This window comes from Vreelandella neptunia, from assembly GCF_022489065.1.
Taxonomy (GTDB): Bacteria; Pseudomonadota; Gammaproteobacteria; order Pseudomonadales; family Halomonadaceae; genus Vreelandella; species Vreelandella neptunia_A.
The window spans coordinates 84,922-103,187 of the sequence record NZ_JAKVTW010000012.1; the positions used below are offsets into that span (position 1 = coordinate 84,922).

Here is an 18,266-nt window from a genome sequence, read left to right on the forward strand (position 1 = left end):
TTATGCACACCACCATGACATCGCTGCTGGCAGCCGACTCGCCGGCGGTGATGACCCCTACGACACCGCATTTACGCATTAATACCGTCACCAAGCGTTTTGGTAGTTTTACTGCGCTAGACGGTATTTCCCTGACCATTAACGAGGGCGAGTTTGTCTGCTTTTTGGGCCCCTCCGGCTGTGGCAAAACCACCTTGCTGCGCACCATTGCGGGGCTTACCAAGCAAACGACAGGCACGCTGATTCAGCGTGGCAACGATATTTCCGCACTGCCTACCCAAGCACGTGATTTTGGCATTGTGTTTCAATCTTATGCGCTGTTTCCCAACCTGACGGTGTTTAACAATGTTGCCTATGGGCTGCGTAACCGCCGGGTTGATCGAGCACATATTCATGCTCGGGTGGCTGAACTTCTCGCCTTAGTGAACTTAACGGGCAGTGAAACGAAGTACCCGGCAGCTCTTTCCGGCGGCCAGCAGCAACGGGTTGCGCTGGCGCGGGCGCTGGCCACCGAGCCGGGGTTGTTATTACTTGATGAACCCCTCTCGGCGCTGGATGCTCGGGTACGCGGCCATCTGCGCAGCCAAATTAAAGCGCTCCAGGCGCGCCTGGGTGTGACCACCATTATGGTGACCCACGACCAGGAAGAGGCATTGACCATGGCCGACCGCATTGTGGTGATGAACCACGGCGTGATCGAGCAGGTGGGCACCCCGGCCGAGATTTACCACCAGCCTGCCAGCGCTTTTGTAGCCTCGTTTATTGGCAGCATGAATTTCCTCGATGTCACTGTGCAGGGCAGCACCCAGGCGCTGGTTGGCTCCACGCCTTGCGCCTGCCTGCCGCACACTCTGGCGTCGGGCCAAGCCGCCCAGCTGGCCATCCGTCCGGAGACAGTGGCGCTTAGCCGTGACGGTGGAGCGCTGAAGGGCGAGGTGGTCGGAATCGAGTTTTTAGGCCCCTTTCAGCGGGTCACCCTGCACCTAACCGAAGCTGACCAAACGCTAATCGCCGATGTGCCCAGCCGTGATAGTAGCGACTTGGATCTCTACGTGGGGCAAACGTTAGCTATTCACCTGCCTGCGGAAGCCGCACGCCTGTACCCCGCTGGGAGCAGTCATCAATGATCGCCAACGCCTTCTCAACATCGGCGACCAAGCCGTCGCTGGAGTCGCTTATTCGTTTATTGGCGCTACTGGCGGGTGTCGCTTTGCTGGTGGTGGGGCTGCTATTCCCGCTGGTGGCCATGCTGGTTAAAAGTCTGCAAGACCGCGCCGGTGACTTTATCGGCTTGGCCAATTTTGCTCAGTACTTTCAAACCCCGGCGCTGGTCAATTCGATTGCCAACTCGTTGCGGGTCGCGCTGATGACCACCGTGGCGGTAGTAGGGTTAGCGTTTGTATGCGCCTATGGGATTACCCGTACCTGCATGCCGGGCAAACGGCTGTTTCGCATGCTAGCGATTCTGCCCATTCTGGCGCCGTCGCTGCTGCCCGCTATTAGCTTGGTTTACCTGTTTGGCAATCAGGGGTTTCTGCGCGACGTGCTGGCGGGCCACTCGATTTATGGGCCGATCGGTATCGTCATAGGCATGAGCTTCTGGATTTTCCCCCACGCGCTGATGCTGCTGACTACGGCGCTAACCAACAGCGATGCCCGGCTCTACGAAGCAGCTGAAGCCCTGGGCATCCCTAAGTGGCGCACCTTTTTGACCATTACCCTGCCTGGAGTACGCTACGGGCTAATTTCCTGTCTTTTTGTGGTGTTTACCCTGGCGATTACCGACTTTGGCGTGCCTAAAATCATCGGTGGCCAGTTCAGCGTGCTGGCCACCGATGTCTACCGACAGGTCGTCGGCCAGCAGAACTTTCAAATGGGGGCGGTGGTGAGCGTGATTTTGCTGTTGCCAGCGGTGCTTTCCTTTATCGTCGACCGTTGGATACAGCGCCGCCAAGTCGCCCAGCTCTCGGCCCGGGCGGTGCCGTGGCAGCCCACGGCCAACCCGCTGCGGGATTGGATATTTGCGCTGCTTTGCTACACGGTAGCGGGCGTTATTCTGCTCGTCATCGGTACGGCGGTGTATGCCTCACTGATACAGTTCTGGCCCTATAACCTCTCTTTCACGCTGGAACACTACACCTTCCAAGGCATGGCCGATGGCGGCTGGGGCGCGTGGTTTAACTCGCTCAAATTGGCGTTTAGCGTAGCGTTAGTGGGCACGCTGGTGATCTTCTTTAACGCTTGGCTGATCGAAAAGAGCGAAGGCTACCGTCCGCTGCGCCAAGGGCTACACTTTATGGCCATGCTGCCCATGGCAGTGCCGGGCATGGTGCTGGGGCTTGCCTATATCTTCTTTTTTAACCAGGCAGGTAATCCCCTGAACTGGCTTTACGGCACCATGGCGATTCTGGTGCTCAACACGCTGGTGCATTTTTATACGGTGTGTCACCTCACCTCAGTGACCGCACTCAAGCAGCTTGACCCTGAGTTTGAAGCCGTGGGGGCCTCACTAAAAGTGCCGTTTTGGATCACCTTCAGTCGCGTTACGCTGCCGGTCTCCCTGCCCGCTGTGCTGGATATTTCGGTCTACCTGTTCGTCAATGCGATGACGACAGTGTCGGCGGTGGTGTTCCTCTATAACAGCGATACTCGGCTTGCGTCGGTAGCGGTACTGCACCTGGATGAGGCGGGCTACTTTGCCAGCGCGGCGGCCATGGCCGTACTGATTTTTCTCACCTCGCTGGTGGTGAAGCTGCTGCATGCAGTGCTTACCCATGTTCTGTTAAATAACGCTCAACGTTGGCGATTGGCAGGCTAAGCAACACCTAGACAGCCGCTTTGCTTGCGATTAAAGTGTTTAAAAAATCTGGTATATACCAAAATGATTAATTCAATCAAAGAGCCCTATCTATTAACCCCAGGGCCGTTGACTACCTCCCATGCGACCAAGGCTGCCATGCTGCGTGACTGGGGCTCCTGGGATGATGATTTTAACCAAGTGACTGCTGATATTCGTCGCCAGCTACTTGCCATGGCCGAGGCAGGAAGCAGTGATTACGCCTGTGTGCCTATGCAAGGCAGCGGTACTTTTGCGGTTGAGAGTGCGCTGGCCTGCGCCACGGATCCCAACGGTAAAGTGCTGGTTCTGATGAACGGCGCCTACGGCAAGCGCGCGGCGCAGTTGCTCCACATGATGGGCCGCCGTTACGTGACCCTGGATAAGGGCGACTACCTGCCTCCCCATCCCGACGAAGTGGCGGCACTGCTTGAACAAGACCCAGAGATTACCTTGGTGTTTCTGGTTCACTGCGAGACCAGCTCCGGTATTTTAAACCCGTTAGAGGCGATAGCTGAGGTGGTACACGCCCATGGTAAAACGCTGGTGGTGGATGCGATGAGCTCCTTTGGTGGCGTACCGATTAGTCTCGCGAAAACACCTATCGATGTGCTGGTTTCGTCTGCCAATAAGTGCATTGAGGGTGTGCCGGGGTTTGGCTTTGTGATCCTTCGCCAGGCGCTGCTTGAAGCAGGCAAAGGGCGCGCCCACTCGCTGAGTCTGGATCTCTACGCCCAGTGGGAATATATGGAGCGCACCGGTCAGTGGCGCTTTACGCCGCCCACCCACACCGTGGTGGCCTTTCAGGCGGCGCTTGCCCAGCACCGGGAAGAGGGCGGTGTGCCGGGGCGCTGCGCGCGCTATACCCGTAATCGTGATGCACTGGTCAACGGCATGCGGTCACTGGGCTTTAGTACGCTGCTGGAAGATGAGTGGTTGTCGCCGATTATCACCACGTTTTTAAGTCCCACTTATCCCGCCTTTGAGTTTAACGCCTTCTACGCGGCGCTAAAGGCGCGTGGTTTTTTGATCTACCCCGGTAAGCTGACCGAGGTAGAAAGCTTTCGCATCGGCTGCATTGGCCAGCTAGACACGACGGTGATCGCGGAACTGCTAAGTGCCATCCAAGAGGCGCTAGCAGATATGGATGTTTCTCTTATTGCTGACCTATCTTCACAATTTGGGAGTGCCTAATGCAGTATCAATCTCCTCAACATCTTCAGGCGGTTATCTGTGATTGGGCAGGTACTCTGGTCGACTTTGGCTCCTTTGCACCGACCCAGATATTTGTCGAAGCGTTCGCAGAGCTGGGTGTGGCGATTAGCCTGGAAGAAGCCCGCGGGCCCATGGGCATGGGCAAGTGGGATCATATTCGTACACTCTGCAATCAACCGGATATTGCCGAACGCTTTGTTCAGGCGGTCGGCCATGCGCCTGCTGATGATGATGTCACGGCGCTTTACGGGCGTTTTATGCCGTTGCAAATCGCCAAAATTGCCGACCACTCGGCGGTAATTCCTGGCGCGCTCGACACCCTAACTACGCTGCGCGCCCAGGGGCTTAACATTGGCTCCTGCTCCGGTTATCCATTAGTCGTGATGGAAAAGGTGGCCGCCCTGGCCGCTGATAACGGCCTGCAGGTCGATCATGTGGTGGCTACCGATGAAGTGCCCAATGGCCGTCCGCATCCTGCCCAGGCGCTGGCCAATGTGATTGCCCTAGGCGTTAGCGATGTGGCTGCCTGTATTAAAGTCGACGACACCACGCCGGGCATACTTGAAGGGCGTAGCGCGGGAATGTGGACCGTCGCGCTTACCTGCTCAGGCAATGCGCTAGGGCTAACTTATGCAGAGTATCAATCGCTGAGTAAATCAGAGCGCCAAGCGGCCCACGAGCAAGTGGCCGCCCAGTTTGCGCCTTCACAACCCCACTACTGTATTGAGACCATTGCCGACCTGCCCGGCGTTGTAGAAACTATTAATACACGCTTACAACGGGGAGAGCGTCCTTGAGTCCTACCGCACTCGCTCTGGTACTGGTGTCGGTATGTATGCACGCTGGGTGGAACGTGCTGGGTAAGCGCAACGCGCCCTCATTGGCCTCTTTTGCTTTAGCTTACGGCGCTGGAGGTGCGGTGATGCTGCCGCTGGTGCTGCTTGGGCCTTCACTCGTGGCGTTGCCAATTGCCTTTTGGGGCTGGCTGGCGCTCTCAGGGCTGTGCCAAATGCTCTATATGGGCGGCTTGGCCTGGGCCTATGCCCGTGGGGAAGTTAGCGTGCTTTATCCCATTGCCCGGGCGCTGCCGGTGGTACTGGTACCGCTCATTTCTATTGCGCTATTGGGCAGCCGAGTGCTGGACCGATGGGACGGACTTGGCATGGTGCTGGTGGTGGTCGGCGCCCTCTGCCTGCCGCTTAGCCACCCCGAGGCGCGCAGGCTATCTACTTATCTCACGCCAGCCATGGGGTTTGCACTGCTGGCCGCGGCGGGCACGGTGGGCTATTCGTTAATCGATAAGCAGGCGCTGGGGCTGATGCAAGGAGCAGGGCATAGCGGGCTTACCGCTGGGGCGGTGTTTATGGTGCTGCAATCGGTCATGACGCTGGCGTGGGCGGTACCGATGCTGGCGCTGTTACCGGCAGAGCGTCGCCGTTTGCCTGCGCTTCGCAAGCAAGGGTTGCCGGTCCTGGTGGCCACTGGGTTGATGATGACCTGCACCTATGGCTTAGTACTGATGGCCATGGCGCTCACCGATGAGGTGAGTTACGTGGTAGCGCTGCGCCAGCTCTCTATTCCAGTGGGTGTCTTGATGGGCGTGCTATGGTTAAAAGAGCCTGCATCCCGGGCAAAAGCCCTCGGCACCCTGGTGATGGTAGCGGGGTTGGTGCTGGTGGCGTTGTAACTGAACAATGCCTAGCTCAATGCTTGCCACATCAAGTTAATGCCCACTAAAAACATCGCTAAAATCACTAGACGATAAAACAGCGCCTCATTAACACGACTTTGCAGCCATAGACCATTGCGAACGCCGATCCAAGCTACCGGCACCAGCAGTAGCGATGCCCAGGCGCTGGTCATGTTGACCTCGCCAAGCCACACATACGGGCCTAATTTGATGGTGTTGACTACCGCATAAGTGATCGTACAGGTGGCAATGAATGTCTCTTTGGTGAGCTTGCGCGGCATTAGATACATATTCATTGGCGGCGCGCCCGCATGGGCAATAAAGCTGGTAAACCCGCAAACGCTTGCCGCTGGCAGCGCCCATCGGCTGGAAATTGGCTTTTTTGCGACTGGTTTCAGCAGCATATAGGCGGCAAACACGACGGATAAAATACCCAATGCTAGGCGCACGCCTTGCTCACTCAGGCTGCCAAACAGTAGCGTCCCCACCGCCACTCCGATAAATAAGCCCGGTACAAAGCGCCAGACTTCGGCGTTTGATTGCTTACCCCACCAGGCCTTTACCGCGAATACATCCATTACAAGTAGCAGCGGCAGCAATAGCCCGGCTGCCTGAGTTGGGCTAATGGCCAGCGCCATAAGCGGCACCGAAAGCGTGCCGAAACCACCCGCAAAGCCGCCTTTTGAAACGCCGGTTAGATAAACGGAAAACACGATCAGTAGCCAGGCGATGACGGAGTAGTCAGGGAACATGATATATCCTTGGCGATGAGTAGCTGAAAGAGCCTAACGCGAAAAACCCCGCGTGTGCGGGGTCGTAAAGCATAGCACTGAAGAAACGTTAGCGGGCGAAGTGTCGTTCCATCAAGCTTTTATCAGCCACTCGTGGTTGGGTAACTATAAGATAATCAGCGTCGCGAGCCCCAAAAATGACAAAAATCCAACTACATCGGTCACGGTGGTCAAGATCACCGCGCCTGATAACGCCGGATCAATCTGCAGCCGTTTCAACACCAGCGGAATCAGCACGCCGGATAAGTTGGCTAAGCTCATATTGATAAAGATGGCCAGGGTTATGACTAACGTAATCAGCGGGTCGCCAAACCAGATGAAGGCAATTAAGCCGACCACGATTGCCCACACAAAACCGTTGCTCATGCCTACCCATAGCTCTTTGTTGTAAAGCCACTGTTTATTGTTACCAGCGAGCTGGCCTAGCGCTAGGCCGCGGATTACAACGGTAAGGGTTTGGCTTCCTGCAATTCCTCCCATGCTCGCTACGACTGGCATCAAAATCGCCAGGGCCACAATTTGATCCAGTACGGCCTCGAACTGACCAATCACAAAGGCGGCTAAGAAGGCGGTCAGCAGATTAATGCCCAGCCAAATACCTCGACTTTTCGCGCTGCGAACTATGGGCGTAAAGACTTCTTCTTCGTCGCTAACGCCCGACATATGCTTCAACGTCAGATCCGCATCGTCTTGAGTGATTTCTAATACATCGGTAGCGTTTAGCTGTCCTACCAATAACCCATCACTATCGCATACCGGCACAAAGTGGAGTTCTTTAGAGCGTAATAATGCGGCGGCATCGCTGACCTTCATTTGATCATTCAGGGTGAAAAAATCATCCATATAATCATCAACAACGGCTTCTTGAGGTTGTTTGATTAAATCAATTAGGGTCAGGGTGCCGAGAAGACGTTTATCCTTATCAGTAATCATAATCTGCTGCGACTCATCGTCGAGTAAGTGATGAATGCGGATATAACGTTGTACGGCCTCTAGCGACACACCTTGTTTTACATTAACGGTTTCAGGGTCCATGTAACGACCCACCACATCATCTTCATAGGCATGAAGAATTTCAACGTGAGCACGAATATCCTGGTCTAAGCTGGCGTAAACGCTGGTTTTTATGGCCTCATCAGCAACATCCAGTACTTCCGCAACTTCTTGAGCATCCAAGCCTTTGACAATTTGCTCTACGTCGCTGGCCGATAAATCTTCGATGTAGTCAGCACGGATGTCTTCATCAACTTCGGCAAGCACCTCACCAATTAAATCGTCAGGAACAAATTCCCAAAGATAATCTCTTGTTTTAGCCGGGAAGGATTCAAGTGTTCGCGCAATGTCTAAAATATCGAGTTCGGTGAAAAACTCTTGTAGAGCCGCTGTGTCTGGGGTGTCTAACAGCTTTTGAAGATAGAGTAGCAGCTCTTCGTTATTGGTATATTTTTCATCATCGCGCATAGCGTCCGTCCTTTTTGGAAACTAGGTGTTTATGGCAATAACATTGCAAACTCTCGGCGGCTCGCTGTGTTGAGTTTATAGACTGGTTTGGTTGAAAGCCACGCGAACGCCGTAGGCTAAGCGTTGCTGAGCGGAAACAGGTGGCACATCGGTACCTATCATTTCATCGGCGGCGTCAGCCCAGGTAAGCGTACCGTGGGTGAAACCCAGCGGTGCCAGCGCATGGCCAATCCACTGCGTGCCGGTGAAACGCTGTGTCTCGCCATGCTGGTCGGTGAGCAAACTGACAGCGTTATTCTGGTGAAGGCGCACGATGTACCAACCCATATCAAGTCCGTGTACCTCGACGTCTGGCAGGGGCGCGGAACATTGCGCAAGGTCTTCAAGGGTGAGGTGAGCGGGGAGCTTTGAAGACATGGCGTATCCTCATCAATGGGAATCTTATACGCCGAGTCTAAATTCTGTTCTGTATTTGTACAGCTGTTTAGGGGGTTACATGAAGGCGAACCGCCTGGTTGAGCCATTCAAGCGGCAGGCCAGGCGGGTCAGAGGGGCTATCAACCATTCCGAAACAGGAAGCTGTAGGCATTCAGCGCAGGCACGCCGCCCAGGTGGGCGTAGAGCACTTTTGAGCCTGCTGGGAATTCACCGTTGCGCACCATGTCGATCATGCCGTGCATCGACTTGCCTTCGTAAACGGGATCGGTAAGTACCCCTTCCAGGCGGGCGCAGAGGCGAATGGCTTCCAGCGTGCCTTCGTTGGGCAGACCGTATTCGGGGCCGCCGTAACGGGTATCCAGAATCACATCGTCATCGCCAATGCCGCCTTCAAGTTCCACCAGTTCTGCGGTGTTGCGGGCAATGCGCAGAATCTGTTCGCGAGTTTGTTCGGGTTTGGCAGAGGCATCGATACCAATCACGCGCTGGGCGCGACCATCCGCAGCGAAGCCCACCACCATGCCCGCCTGAGTGCTGCCGGTGACCGAGCACACCACGATATAGTCAAACGTGAAGCCCAGTTCTTTCTCCTGCTGGCGCACCTCTTCAGCAAAGCCCACAAAGCCTAAGCCGCCGTAAGGGTGCTCGGAGCAGCCAGCGGGAATCGGAAACGGTTTGCCACCCCGATTACGCACATCCTCCATGGCCTGCTCCCAACTGGGGCGAATGCCGATATCAAATCCCGCGTCGTCCAGGCGCACATCGGCCCCCATAATGCGCGACATCTCGATATTGCCCACTCGGTCATACACCGCATCCGAGTAGTTGACCCAGTTCTCCTGCACGAGCACACACTGCATGCCCAAGTGGGCAGCGACGGCGGCGACTTGGCGGGTTTGGTTGGACTGGATGCCGCCAATCGATACCAGCGTGTCGCAGCCCTGTTCCAGCGCTTCAGGAATCAAGTACTCCAGCTTGCGGGTTTTGTTACCGCCAAAGGCGAGGCCACTGTTGCAGTCTTCGCGCTTGGCGTAGAGCTCGACTTCACCGCCTAAATGTTCACTTAGTCGCTTGAGCGGCGTAATGGGGGAGGGCCCGAAGGTGAGCGGGTAACGGGGGAAGCGTTCGAGGTTCATATAAAAATTTCCTACTTCTAAGCGAGAGAGAGCGGTACCAAAACCGCATGGCGAGGATGAATGTGAAACGTTGGCGAGCTCGCTAATTTTTATATTCAGCACCGTTTTATAGTAAGCGGTATCGTTATTATTTGTGTTGCAAAGTATTTGCTTTATGGGCAATAAAAAGTGATATAAATAAATAAATCCGTTTTTAAATTTTTCTAAATAGCCAATAAGGACACTATTAGTGTGTGCCAAGCGATCGCTTTCGCGCTCAGATGCCGACCAGCCAGGGGGTGAGCTGGATCGTATCGACAAGCGAATTCTAAAACTGCTTCAGAATGACGCCACGCTATCGAATGTGGCCTTGGCCGAGCGAGTTAATCTAAGCCCCGCAGCTTGTTTGCGCAGAGTTGAAAAGCTCAAGCGGGACGGGGTGATCAGCCGAGTGGTGGCTCATTTAGACCCGGAACAGCTTCAGGCGGGCATGGTGGTGTTGATTGGCGTGGTGCTGGACCGCTCAACGCCGGAATCCTTCGCCGCCTTTGAAGAGGCGGCCCAGAAGGTGTCTGGCTGTATGGAGTGCCACGTGGTAACAGGGGAGTTTGACTACTTTATGCTGGTGCGCACCCGGGACAGCCAAAGCTTCAACAGGCTGCACGCCGAACAACTTCTCTACCTGCCTGGGGTGCGCCAGATCCGCTCGTTTATGGGGCTACGTCAGGTGGTCTCGACCCATCAGGTGCCGATTTAGGTGTTTACCAACTGAGCTTTAGAGGTGGCGCGGTTTATAACGCTATCTAGGAGAAGACGAGGGCTCGGGCCGAGTTGCCAGCCACAGTGCGATGATTAAGAGGAAAGCGACCAAACCCCATCGCAGCCAGCCTCCATCAAGAGACCAGATGATGAGGAGCGCGCTCGCCGCTATCATGCTAATGGCCGCCAGTTTGGCGCGGCGGGGTATGGCTCGCTCTTGTTCCCAGGTTAGCAGTAGTGGACCAACATAGTGGCGCGAGCGAATCCACTGTTCAAACCGCGGCGAGCCTTTAGATGCACAGTAAACAGCGATGAGCATAAAAACAGTGGTGGGCATTAATGGTAGAAAAATTCCCACCATACCAAGGCTGAAACTAATGGTCGCCACCGCTACCCATAAGATGCTGAACAGTCTCATCCTTGCTCCTGATTGGCCTGCTACTATCCGTGACACCACATTATGTATAAATAAGTATGGTTTTATATCACGGCTTTGCCACGCAGGCTGACAGTCTTCACCTAAATGAAGTCAGCCCGTCATTACCCTGTCATTTAGCTTAATTAGTGTCTCCTTCAGTTCAATCGTTGGCCTACAAACGATCAGAGGGAGACCCCAATGAGTAAAGAGATTGAAGATCATCGCCTGTTTAACCACAGCGGCAACCAGCCATTCGCCGAGGTATTGGCGCGCCATGTGTCCCGTAGGGATGTGATGCGTGGTGGTTTAAGCATGGCCGCTGCCTCAATGCTTAGCTTTGGCGGTGCTGCTCAAGCGCTTGCCTCGAGCGGCGCCCAAAAAACACCTCTGACACTGGCGTTTGAAGCGGTTCATGGGTCGCTCACCGATGCCGTTGTGGTGCCGGAAGGTTATGTGGCCCAAGTCCTGGTGCCGTGGGGCACGCCGCTGCACCAAAATGTTACCTGGCAGCCCGAACAGCCGATGACCGCTGAGCGTCAGGCGGAGAGTGTGGGCATGCACCATGACGGTATGGCCGGTTTTGCCCTGGGTACCGACAACGCCTCGCGTCGTTTTGTGCTGGCGCTCAACAATGAGTATATCGACCAAGCAGCGCTATGGGCGCCCCAGGGAGGCCCCACTAATGCTGATGAGGGCCAGCGGCCAGCAGAGGAGTCGCGCACCGAAATCAACGCTCACGGTGTTACCCTTGTCGAGGTCGAAAAGAACGCTAGCGGCCAATGGGCGCACGTGCCGGGATCGCGCTACAACCGCCGTCTCACCAGTGCGACGGTGATGGAACTTTCCGGGCCAGTGGCGGGCAGTGACTACGTCAAAACGCGCTTTTCGCCTGAGGGTAACCAAACCCGTGGTACCAACAATAACTGTGGTAACGGGGTAACGCCCTGGGGCACCTATATAGCCTGTGAAGAGAACTGGCCCGATATCTTTGTGAACCGCGGCGAACGCTTCCAGGACGATGCGCGGATTGGTATTCCCACCGATAAAAGCCGCTATGGTTGGGATACTTCGGCAGGTGATGCCTCTGAACAGAATGACGAATTTGCTCGCTTCGACATTACTTCGCGCGGCGAGCGTGCTGAAGATGACTATCGTAACGAAGCACGCACGTTTGGCTACCAGGTGGAGGTCGATCCTTATAGTGATGCATTGGCGGTTAAGCGTACGGCACTTGGGCGTTTCCGCCATGAAGGGTGTTGGTTAGGCAAGCTGGAAGCAGGTCAGCCAGTGGTTTACTATTCGGGGCACGATGCCCGCAACGAGTACGTATACAAATATGTTTCTGATACTGCCTGGAATCCCGCCGATGCCAACCGCCCAGGTGAAGAGTACGATCGTCTTGCCATTGGCAACAAATATTTGGATAACGGCACTCTCTATGTGGCCCGTTTCCATGCTGACGGCAGCGGCGAATGGCTGCCGCTAACGCCTAGCACCCAAACGCGCGATGGACGCACACTGGCGGCGGCGTTGGGGCTAGCCGACGACGATGCGGCAGGTATCATTATCAACACCTGCGATGCAGCAGATTTGTTGGGCGCCACGCCAATGGATCGTCCTGAGTGGGCTTCCGTCGATCCGGCATCCGGTGAGGTGTATCTCACCCTCACCAATAACACGCAGCGTACCGCTGAAGAGACAACCCCAACTTATACTAATGACGGTGAGCATCTGGAACAAGTAGGTGTTGGTTACGATTTAGCACCCACCAATGCCGCCAACCCTCGCGCCAATAACGAAGCGGGGCATATTATTCGCTGGCGCGAAAGCCGGTTGCCCAACGCCTTTACTTGGGAGGTGTTTGTGTTTGGCGCCGCCGCTGACGATGCCGATAATCACTCGGGCCTGACAGAAATGAATCAGTTCGCCAGCCCCGATGGGCTCTGGTTTGATGAGCGCGATGACGGTCAAGGTATCCTCTGGATCCAGACTGATAACGGCTATGAAGGTGTCACGGAGTACACCAATGACCAGTTGCTCGCGGTGGTACCTAACGGGCTAGACGATATTCAAGGCACCGGCCCGGTGGTTAACAGCAGTAACCAGCAGCAGCTTAAACGCTTTGCGGTAGGGCCGAACGGCTGCGAAGTGACGGGTATTTTTGCAACGCCGGATAAAACCGCGCTGTTTATTAACATTCAGCATCCGGGTAACTGGCCTGCCGATGGTAGCGAGCTAGTGCAAGACGCCACCGTGGCGGCCAGCGGCCAAGTACGCCCTCGAGCATCGACTGTTGTTATTCAGAAACGCGATGGCGGGCAGATAGGCGTGTAAAAAACAGGCGTCGAGTGCAAAGCCTAATAACTATATTAGGTGCTTAAAACGCAATTAAGGACTTCATTCAAAGCTTCGAACCTCTCACAGGTTCGAAGCTTTTTTGATTCTAGGTCTGCTGAACTTGCCGCTTGTTCTGTCGGGTTTCTAACGCGTGAAGGGAGTCGACTTTCAATGGGAGCTGGTTGGCCCAGAGTATATCTTCACGGCTGTGACCAATATCCAGCAGTAATTGATCGTCGTGGGCCAGCAGCGGCAGTATATGGCGGCGGAAAAGCCGCCGGCGACGGTAATGCCACCAGGCCATATCGAGCGCGCGAACTAGCCTCATTGACGGCATGGCAGGCAGGTAAAAATGCAATTGTGGTGGCTTGGGGGGCGGCGCCAATTGGCTCGCTTTTTCCCAGGCATGTTGGGCATGTTGGATCGGGTGTTCACACTTCATCGCGCACCTCCTTTTTCACAACGACTGTGCAGTCAACGGCGCTTGGGCACCGGCTGGACAGCGGTGATCTGTGGTTAATAAGTAGGAGGGTCGCGACCTCTGGTTATCAGCTTGGCGCTTTGACTTGGATCAATCAAACGAAAAGATCTACACTAAGCATTAAGTTTTTCTGAAAGGTGAGCGTGATGAATCAACTATCGACCATGGCTCCCAGCCGGGCTGCCTTGCCGCTACTGGATAGCGAGGTGCTGCGCACCTTTGTAACCATTGCTGAAAGTGGCAGCTTCACGCGCGCTGCTCAGCAGCTGTTTCGCACCCCATCGGCGCTGAGCATGCAGATCAAACGCCTAGAAGAGATCCTCGGCCAGACGCTGTTTGTGCGCGAAGCGCGCCACGTCCGCCTGACTGCCGAGGGAGAAGTGCTGCTGGGCTATGGACGTCGGCTGCTTAAACTCAATGCGGAAGCGGTGACCCAGTTTTTAGCCCCTACCATCGAAGGGCGCGTTGGGCTGGGGATAACCGACGACGTGGTGGGGCGTATTTTGCCCACCGTTTTAGCCCAGTTTGCCCGCTCGCACCCTGCAGTTCAGGTCGATGTGGTGGTTGGCCGTAGTATCGAATTGCTTGCAAGACTCGATGAAGGAGAACTTGATCTCGCCTTGGTAATGTCAGGGGAGCCTGGTCAAGCGGCACGTGGGGAGGTCGTTCATAGCGAACCGCTGGTATGGGCGGGCCGTGAAGGTGGCTTGGCAGCCCAGCGCGACCCGCTACCGGTGACGCTGGCTCAACAGGGATGTGCGTGGCGTCGAATTGCACTCAACGCACTGGATAGCGCCGGGGTGAATTACCGCATCGCCTACTCCTGCGACCACTGTGCCGGTCAGGAAGCTGCGATGTTGGCAGACCTGGCCATTTCCCCGTTTCCGAAAAGCTTGATTCGATCTCCGCTCAAGCGCCTCACCAGTGACGCACTGCCCCCACTCGCTGATTACCAAGTGGCGCTGGTTAAGCGTGCTGGCAGTGGCGACGCCAGCGAAGTACTGGCCGAACGGGTGGTGGAGGCTTTTCGGGAAGGGTGAACCCACGCCATCTGAAGAAATTGCCAATTATGCTAACTCGGTGCTGCACTCAGCTCGCTGTCACCTTCATAAGTAAGGTTGGTTTCCCAGCTTTCGCTGCTAACGGCGATGGCCGCGTGAATACCGGCACTATCGCCTGCCTTGAAGGCTTTATAGATAGCTTTGTGATCCTTTAAGGCCGTTTCAGGCAGGGAACGCATAGAGGTTTCCAGTGCGGCCTCAATCAGTTGCAGCAAGGTTTCACCGACGCGAATGGTCATGGGGTTATGGGTGCTGTGCAGAATGGCGCGATGGAAGGCGATATCGTGCTTGGAGGTTTGAGCACCCTCGCGGATGGCTTCTTCCATGGCGTCGATACTCTGCTGAATGTGCTGATGATCCTCTGCTGTGGCGCTACGCATGGCTTGCAGGGTGTACGCCGGTTCAAACATCAGACGGAACTCAAGCACATCCCTTGTCATGCCCCGCGCCAAGATCATCCCGAACGCCATAGGATCGACTAACGGCGTGCCGGGTTCACGGCGAATCATGGTGCCCTGGCCGCGTTTGACTTCCACAATGCCAATCGCTTGCAGCATTTTGATGGCTTCACGCACGCTCGATTTGCCAATGCCCAGGCTGTGGGTCAATTCAGTTTCTGAGGGAAGGTAATCCCCTGGCTTCAGGTCGCCGCGTATCAAGGCGCTCTTGATACGCTCTAGTAGTTGTAGCGCAACGGAACTGCGCTCCATCGAATCCCCAAAAGACGTTGTGTTCGCTGGGTTGGTTTCGGGCTGGCGTTTAAAACTCATGTGGGCCTCACGTGGCTCATCGGGATTTATTGCATGCTAATGAAACGTAAGCCTAGCGGCTTAGAGCCTCTGATCGCATATATTTAAAAGCAATATTCTTATTTTATTTTGGTTTATGTGCCTGACTTGCTTATGGCTTGTTCTTTGGTCTAGTCTGAAAACAGACATCTGATGTCTGCTGTTTGTATTAGCTTGGCATAAAACAAGAGAATCTGCATGAGTAAAAAGCACATCGTAGTGCTGACAACGGGCGGCACCATTGCCAGCAAGCCCAGTAATTCAGGGCGTAGCCAGTCAGGGGCATTAAGCGGAGAGCAACTGCTGGAGCAGGTGGCACTACCCCAGGGCGTCGAGATAACGCTAGAGGTGATGTCGATTCTGCAAAAACCCAGCAATGCTGTCACTCTCGCCGACCTTGCTGAGCTCCATCGCCAAGGGCGGAAAGCCTTAGCGCGGGCGGATGTGGACGGTCTGGTGATCACCCACGGTACCGATACCTTGGAAGAGACTGCTTACTTTCTATCGCTCACGCTGCCCGCGGATAAGCCCTGTATCATCACCGGTTCTCAGCGGGCGCCTCACCAACTGGGCACTGATGCGTTTAAAAATATCTGCGATGCCATCGTGGCGGCGGCAAGCCCGCAACTCAGCCAGCTTGGCTGTGTCGTGGCGTTCAACGAGTCGCTGTTTGCGGCTCGCTATGCCCGCAAGGTGAACAGCTTTCAGCTCAACGGATTTGAAGCCCCTGGCGCTGGTTCGCTGGGATATATCGACGGGCAGCGGGTGAAACTCTATTACGCGGAAAAGGTGGTCGCGGCCCCGATTAAAGGGTGGGATTTGCCGTTACCACGGGTTGATCTGCTACCCGCCTATTTAGATGCCTCTCCCGCGCTACTGAAAGCCTCTGTTGAGAGCGGGGCAAAAGCGGTAGTAATCGATGGCTTGGGTCGTGGACATGTACCGCCAAGTTGGATGAACGAAATAAGAGAAATGGTTAGCGCGGGCGTCCCGATAGCGGTCGTGAGTAGCTGCGCGCAAGGGCCGGTGAATACCAGTTATGAATTTAGCGGCAGCCTAGCCGATTTAGCCTCTGCTGGAGTGCTAACACTCAACGATATCAGTGCACGTAAGGCAAGGCTTGCCCTTGCCTTGCTGCTGAGTAGTACCCCACGCGAAGCGCTGGGGGATGCGATGGAGCGCTTGATGGCGTGAGCGGCCTCTCAACCTTGCTCAATATGCGGTAACAGGAAACTAAAAAAGCAATTCACCACAACTAAATAAGGTGCTGGACATGAAACTGACGCTGACAAAAGCCACCCTCTCTGCTGCCATTGCCGTTGCTTCTTTAAGTGCGGCTCAACTCCATGCGGCTGACTATACCTTCAGCTTCGCCCATGTGTTGATTGAAGAAACGCCTAACGGCCAAGCGGCGCTGCGTTTTAAAGAGGAGGTTGAAGAGAAATCTGATGGCCGTATCGAGATCAACGTACTGCCCGCCGCTCAGGTCGGGGGCGACGTTGAAATCATTGAGCAGATTCAGATGGGCTTGGTTGATATCGGTATCCCTCCCACGGCCACTCTGGGCAACTTTGAGCCGCGCATGCAGATTCTGGATCTGCCGTTCTTGATTGCCGATTACGACACCATGGTGGAAACCCTGGATGGTGAAGTGGGTCGCGAAATCCTCGATACCCTGAATGGCCATAACATGTATGGCGTCAACTTCTGGGGCGCAGGTTTCCGCCATATCACCAACAATGATCGCCCGATCGAAACCCCCGAGGATATGGATAGTATCCGCATGCGCACCATGCAGGCGCCGATCATTATCTCCACCTATGAAAACCTGGGCGCTAACGCCACCGCCATGGCGTTTACCGAGGTGTATAACGGCCTGCAGCAGGGCGTTGTATCCGGTCAGGAAAACCCGCTGGCTAATATCTACACCATGCGTTTCCACGAGGTGCAGGATTATCTCTCACTGACGAATCACGCTTACCACGCCTATGCGGCGGTGATTAATCAGGACTCCTGGGATTCGCTACCAGAAGATCTGCAAGCGATCATGCTGGAAGCCTTTGAAAATGGCCGCGACACGTCCCGCGAATTAACGCTGCAGGACGAAGAAACCATTATGGAAGACATTAAAGACGAAATTGCCATTAACGAACTCACTGCAGAGCAGCGCGAAGCCTTTATCGAAGCCAGCATGCCGGTGCACGAAGAGTATGAAGAGATCGTCACCACCGAACTGCTCCACAAAGTTTATGACTCGGTGGGTATCGAGTACTAAGCAGAGGTTTCCGTAAACCTAGTTTTTATAAATCTCGCTCTTTTCCTCTTACCCACTTAAGGGTGTGGATCTCTCATGTTCGAAGCGCTCAACAAATGTCTTGATCGCTTGGAAAGTGTGGCGATGGTCGTTTTCATGTCGATTGCGACCATCCTCACTACCATCCAAGTTGTCTATCGCTACGGCTTTAGCGGTTCGCTGTTTTGGGCTGAAGAAGTCGTTATTTACTCCATTATCTGTATGAGTTTTGTGGGTGCCAGTATGGGTGTGCGTCATGGCACGCATATTTCGGTCGATGTGCTGAATGCGATTGCCACGCCCGCCGTTAATCGTTGGCTTCATTTGATCGCTGCAATCATCGGTATCGTGTTCGCTGGCTTTATGACTTATTACGGCTTTGTTCTCTATTTCAGCACGCTGGATCGCGGGCAGTTAACTGCTGCACTTAGACTACCCATGGCATGGTTTTACCTGCCGATTGGTGTTTCCGGTGTACTGCTGATTCTGCGTTATCTATGGGTAATCAATGAAGTCTGGAAAAAGCCTCCGGTAGGTCTCTCCGAAGAGCTTGTAGCCGGTTCGGATAAGCTCATTTAACTCC

The 18,266-nt window shown here is 54.9% G+C and carries 18 protein-coding genes; 11 read left to right on the plus strand and 7 right to left on the minus strand.

The genetic code is table 11. From position 1 onward, the window contains the following. Positions 1-2 precede the first annotated feature (2 nt). The 5 genes from MLE19_RS15255 (at position 3) to MLE19_RS15275 (ending at position 5,738) form a co-directional block, all read left to right on the plus strand. Entirely contained in the window at positions 3-1,127 is a 1,125-nt protein-coding gene (locus MLE19_RS15255) for a putative 2-aminoethylphosphonate ABC transporter ATP-binding protein (protein WP_240718988.1), read from the plus strand. After that, positions 1,124-2,818, plus strand: coding sequence for a putative 2-aminoethylphosphonate ABC transporter permease subunit (locus MLE19_RS15260; RefSeq protein ID WP_240718989.1), 1,695 nt, complete (start codon positions 1,124-1,126; stop codon positions 2,816-2,818). Before MLE19_RS15255 ends, MLE19_RS15260 begins: the two co-directional genes overlap by 4 nt. A gap of 63 nt (positions 2,819-2,881) precedes the next feature. Next, positions 2,882-4,030: a 2-aminoethylphosphonate--pyruvate transaminase gene (locus MLE19_RS15265; RefSeq protein WP_240718990.1), complete on the plus strand. Its 1,149-nt coding sequence runs from the start codon at positions 2,882-2,884 to the stop codon at positions 4,028-4,030. Further along, complete coding sequence (gene phnX / locus MLE19_RS15270) at positions 4,030-4,848, plus strand: phosphonoacetaldehyde hydrolase (RefSeq protein WP_240718991.1); 819 nt, start codon at positions 4,030-4,032, stop codon at positions 4,846-4,848. Before MLE19_RS15265 ends, phnX begins: the two co-directional genes overlap by 1 nt. Then, a complete protein-coding gene (locus MLE19_RS15275) occupies positions 4,845-5,738 on the plus strand; it encodes a drug/metabolite transporter (protein ID WP_240718992.1) in 894 nt (297 codons plus the stop codon). Before phnX ends, MLE19_RS15275 begins: the two co-directional genes overlap by 4 nt. An 11-nt stretch (positions 5,739-5,749) precedes the next feature. On the opposite strand, the gene MLE19_RS15280 is transcribed toward MLE19_RS15275, so the two are convergent. From MLE19_RS15280 to MLE19_RS15295, 4 genes are all read right to left on the minus strand, one after another. Beyond that, the gene (locus MLE19_RS15280; RefSeq protein WP_240718993.1) at positions 5,750-6,493 is read right to left on the minus strand and encodes a sulfite exporter TauE/SafE family protein; all 744 of its coding nucleotides are present in this window, start codon (positions 6,491-6,493) and stop codon (positions 5,750-5,752) included. A 144-nt stretch (positions 6,494-6,637) separates the two neighbouring features. Next, complete coding sequence (mgtE, locus tag MLE19_RS15285) at positions 6,638-7,993, minus strand: magnesium transporter (RefSeq protein ID WP_240718994.1); 1,356 nt, start codon at positions 7,991-7,993, stop codon at positions 6,638-6,640. 75 nt (positions 7,994-8,068) lie between these two features. Beyond that, on the minus strand, positions 8,069-8,410 hold the full coding sequence (locus MLE19_RS15290; protein WP_240718995.1) for a DUF6482 family protein: 342 nt from the start codon (positions 8,408-8,410) through the stop codon (positions 8,069-8,071). A gap of 140 nt (positions 8,411-8,550) precedes the next feature. Further along, entirely contained in the window at positions 8,551-9,567 is a 1,017-nt protein-coding gene (locus MLE19_RS15295) for a 1-aminocyclopropane-1-carboxylate deaminase (RefSeq protein ID WP_240718996.1), read from the minus strand. A 229-nt stretch (positions 9,568-9,796) separates the two neighbouring features. On the opposite strand from MLE19_RS15295, the gene MLE19_RS15300 reads away from it, so the two are divergent. Continuing rightward, on the plus strand, positions 9,797-10,303 hold the full coding sequence (locus MLE19_RS15300) for an Lrp/AsnC family transcriptional regulator (RefSeq protein WP_240718997.1): 507 nt from the start codon (positions 9,797-9,799) through the stop codon (positions 10,301-10,303). 42 nt (positions 10,304-10,345) lie between these two features. Here MLE19_RS15300 and MLE19_RS15305 read toward each other — a convergent pair whose 3' ends face one another. Then, the gene (locus MLE19_RS15305) at positions 10,346-10,723 is read right to left on the minus strand and encodes a YbaN family protein (RefSeq protein WP_240718998.1); all 378 of its coding nucleotides are present in this window, start codon (positions 10,721-10,723) and stop codon (positions 10,346-10,348) included. A gap of 198 nt (positions 10,724-10,921) precedes the next feature. Here MLE19_RS15305 and MLE19_RS15310 point away from each other — a divergent pair, with 198 nt between their 5' ends. Then, positions 10,922-13,057, plus strand: coding sequence for a PhoX family protein (locus MLE19_RS15310; protein WP_240718999.1), 2,136 nt, complete (start codon positions 10,922-10,924; stop codon positions 13,055-13,057). A 109-nt stretch (positions 13,058-13,166) separates the two neighbouring features. On the opposite strand, the gene MLE19_RS15315 is transcribed toward MLE19_RS15310, so the two are convergent. Further along, positions 13,167-13,502: a hypothetical protein gene (locus MLE19_RS15315; protein ID WP_240719000.1), complete on the minus strand. Its 336-nt coding sequence runs from the start codon at positions 13,500-13,502 to the stop codon at positions 13,167-13,169. A gap of 185 nt (positions 13,503-13,687) precedes the next feature. Between MLE19_RS15315 and MLE19_RS15320 the strand changes: the two genes are divergently transcribed. Beyond that, a complete protein-coding gene (locus MLE19_RS15320) occupies positions 13,688-14,581 on the plus strand; it encodes a LysR substrate-binding domain-containing protein (protein ID WP_240719001.1) in 894 nt (297 codons plus the stop codon). 32 nt (positions 14,582-14,613) lie between these two features. On the opposite strand, the gene MLE19_RS15325 is transcribed toward MLE19_RS15320, so the two are convergent. Beyond that, on the minus strand, positions 14,614-15,372 hold the full coding sequence (locus MLE19_RS15325) for a FadR/GntR family transcriptional regulator (protein WP_240719002.1): 759 nt from the start codon (positions 15,370-15,372) through the stop codon (positions 14,614-14,616). A 216-nt stretch (positions 15,373-15,588) separates the two neighbouring features. On the opposite strand from MLE19_RS15325, the gene MLE19_RS15330 reads away from it, so the two are divergent. From MLE19_RS15330 to MLE19_RS15340, 3 genes are all read left to right on the plus strand, one after another. Continuing rightward, positions 15,589-16,584 carry an asparaginase gene (locus tag MLE19_RS15330; RefSeq protein ID WP_240719003.1) on the plus strand — a complete coding sequence of 332 codons (996 nt, stop codon included), beginning with the start codon at positions 15,589-15,591 and terminating at the stop codon, positions 16,582-16,584. A 79-nt stretch (positions 16,585-16,663) separates the two neighbouring features. After that, on the plus strand, positions 16,664-17,665 hold the full coding sequence (locus tag MLE19_RS15335; protein ID WP_240719004.1) for a TRAP transporter substrate-binding protein: 1,002 nt from the start codon (positions 16,664-16,666) through the stop codon (positions 17,663-17,665). A 75-nt stretch (positions 17,666-17,740) separates the two neighbouring features. Then, on the plus strand, positions 17,741-18,262 hold the full coding sequence (locus MLE19_RS15340) for a TRAP transporter small permease (RefSeq protein WP_240719005.1): 522 nt from the start codon (positions 17,741-17,743) through the stop codon (positions 18,260-18,262). Positions 18,263-18,266: the final 4 nt, after the last annotated feature.

Bases quoted from the DNA above. Each gene is read 5' to 3' on its own strand.
- MLE19_RS15305 (WP_240718998.1), bottom strand. From the start codon at position 10,723: ATGAGACTGTTCAGCATCTTATGGGTAGCGGTGGCGACCATTAGTTTC.
- MLE19_RS15340 (WP_240719005.1), top strand. From the start codon at position 17,741: ATGTTCGAAGCGCTCAACAAATGTCTTGATCGCTTGGAAAGTGTGGCG.
- MLE19_RS15315 (WP_240719000.1), bottom strand. From the start codon at position 13,502: ATGAAGTGTGAACACCCGATCCAACATGCCCAACATGCCTGGGAAAAA.
- MLE19_RS15280 (WP_240718993.1), bottom strand. From the start codon at position 6,493: ATGTTCCCTGACTACTCCGTCATCGCCTGGCTACTGATCGTGTTTTCC.
- mgtE (WP_240718994.1), bottom strand. From the start codon at position 7,993: ATGCGCGATGATGAAAAATATACCAATAACGAAGAGCTGCTACTCTAT.
- MLE19_RS15335 (WP_240719004.1), top strand. From the start codon at position 16,664: ATGAAACTGACGCTGACAAAAGCCACCCTCTCTGCTGCCATTGCCGTT.
- MLE19_RS15260 (WP_240718989.1), top strand. From the start codon at position 1,124: ATGATCGCCAACGCCTTCTCAACATCGGCGACCAAGCCGTCGCTGGAG.
- MLE19_RS15265 (WP_240718990.1), top strand. From the start codon at position 2,882: ATGATTAATTCAATCAAAGAGCCCTATCTATTAACCCCAGGGCCGTTG.
- MLE19_RS15255 (WP_240718988.1), top strand. From the start codon at position 3: ATGCACACCACCATGACATCGCTGCTGGCAGCCGACTCGCCGGCGGTG.
- MLE19_RS15310 (WP_240718999.1), top strand. From the start codon at position 10,922: ATGAGTAAAGAGATTGAAGATCATCGCCTGTTTAACCACAGCGGCAAC.
- MLE19_RS15320 (WP_240719001.1), top strand. From the start codon at position 13,688: ATGAATCAACTATCGACCATGGCTCCCAGCCGGGCTGCCTTGCCGCTA.
- MLE19_RS15295 (WP_240718996.1), bottom strand. From the start codon at position 9,567: ATGAACCTCGAACGCTTCCCCCGTTACCCGCTCACCTTCGGGCCCTCC.
- MLE19_RS15325 (WP_240719002.1), bottom strand. From the start codon at position 15,372: ATGAGTTTTAAACGCCAGCCCGAAACCAACCCAGCGAACACAACGTCT.
- phnX (WP_240718991.1), top strand. From the start codon at position 4,030: ATGCAGTATCAATCTCCTCAACATCTTCAGGCGGTTATCTGTGATTGG.
- MLE19_RS15290 (WP_240718995.1), bottom strand. From the start codon at position 8,410: ATGTCTTCAAAGCTCCCCGCTCACCTCACCCTTGAAGACCTTGCGCAA.
- MLE19_RS15330 (WP_240719003.1), top strand. From the start codon at position 15,589: ATGAGTAAAAAGCACATCGTAGTGCTGACAACGGGCGGCACCATTGCC.